Raw genomic sequence first — 1,523 nt, 5'->3', positions numbered from 1 at the left:
GCTGCAACGTGCTTCCAACGTCCATGGGTTGCCGGCCAGCGGCCGGCACTACCGGGTACTCACCGGCCTGCGGGTAGACTTCGGGCATGACGTCTGCCATCGATCCGCGCCGCGCCCAACTGCGGCGCCTGAAAACCCTCGCCCTTGGCCTGCTGCTGCTGATGCTGGCCGGTTTCGCGGTCAGCCACTGGCAGGGCGAGCGTGGCATCTGGGCCTGGGTCTCGGCTTTCTGCGAGGCCGCCGCGGTTGGCGCGCTCGCCGACTGGTTTGCGGTGGTTGCCCTGTTCCGGCGGCCGATGGGCCTGCCGATTCCGCATACGGCGATCATTCCGCGTAGCAAGGAACGCATCGGCGACAGCCTGGCCCTGTTCGTGCGCGACCAGTTCCTGGAACCGACGGTGCTGCTGGCCAAGTTGCAGGTGTTCGACCCGGCCAGCCGCCTCGGCAGCTGGCTGGCCGATCCCGCGCGTTCACGGATGCTGGCCGACATGGCCCGTGGCTGGGCGCTGCAGGCGCTGGATTTCTTCGATGAAGCTGCGGTGCGGCGGCAGCTGCACAGCTTCGTGGTGCAGCAGCTGCGGCAGTGGAACGCAGCTGCCACCGCCGGCGAACTGCTGGGCCTGCTGACCGCCGATGGCCGCCACCAGCGCGTGCTGGACGAGGGCCTGCAGCGGCTGGGGCGTTGGTTGGAGCAACCGGAAGTGAAGGAACGCGCCTCGCAGCTGATCGTGCGCTACATCCAGCGCGAATGGCCGACGCTGTCGAGCACGGTGAACTGGATCAAGCCGATCGATGAGATCGGCGACAACCTTGCCGAACGCCTGGCCCGGGCGGTGCTGGAAGAACTGCAGCAAGTGCTGGCCGAGCCGCAGCACCCGCTGCGCCAGGACTACGAACAATGGCTGGGTAACTACGTGCAGCGCCTGCGCGAAGACCCGGCACTGACCGAGCGCATCGAACAGCTCAAGCAGGAAATGATCGACCACCCTGCCCTGCAGGACTACGTGCAGGGCCTGTGGTCGCGCATACAGGCCAGCCTGCGCGGCGATCTGCAGCGTGAGGATTCGGCACTGGTCGGTCATCTGCAGCGCAGCCTGGCTTCGTTGGGCGACAGCCTGCAATCGGACCCGGCGTTGCGCGAGGCATTGAACCAGCACCTGCTGGAAGGCGCACAGCGCCTCACCGGGCGCCTGCGCGAGGGCGTCACCACCCATATCGCGCAGACGGTCAAGAGTTGGGACGAACGCCACCTGGTCGAGCAGCTGGAGCTGAGCGTGGGCCGCGACCTGCAGTTCATCCGCTTCAACGGCACCCTGGTGGGCGGCCTGATCGGCCTGCTGCTGCATGCGGCGACTGTTCTGTTCCGTTTCTGAGATGGGTTCCCGGCCGGGCTGCGCCCGGCACCCGCAGAGGCCGGAGCCAGAGCAACAGCCACAGCTGGTTTCCTGCGGGATGGCAGCGCGCTGTGGGTTTGCGGGGCCGCCGTGAACCCATCCCTGGGGGCTTGGTCGCCGCATCCGTGC

Annotated in this window: 1 protein-coding gene; it reads left to right on the top strand. The window is 67.8% G+C overall.

Annotated features, from left to right (window positions below; translation table 11 throughout):
* Positions 1-86: 86 nt before the first annotated feature.
* Positions 87-1,373, top strand: a complete 1,287-nt coding sequence (locus AB4Y84_RS21405) for a DUF445 domain-containing protein (protein ID WP_312786060.1) — start codon at positions 87-89, stop codon at positions 1,371-1,373.
* Positions 1,374-1,523 lie beyond the last annotated feature (150 nt).

This window comes from Stenotrophomonas sp. 2YAF22 (assembly GCF_052114665.1).
Classification (GTDB): Bacteria; Pseudomonadota; Gammaproteobacteria; order Xanthomonadales; family Xanthomonadaceae; genus Stenotrophomonas; species Stenotrophomonas indicatrix.
The sequence above is the reverse complement of the archived record's forward strand: the minus strand, read 5'-3'. Positions and strand labels throughout refer to the sequence as shown.

Bases quoted from the DNA above. Each gene is read 5' to 3' on its own strand.
- AB4Y84_RS21405 (WP_312786060.1), top strand. From the start codon at position 87: ATGACGTCTGCCATCGATCCGCGCCGCGCCCAACTGCGGCGCCTGAAA.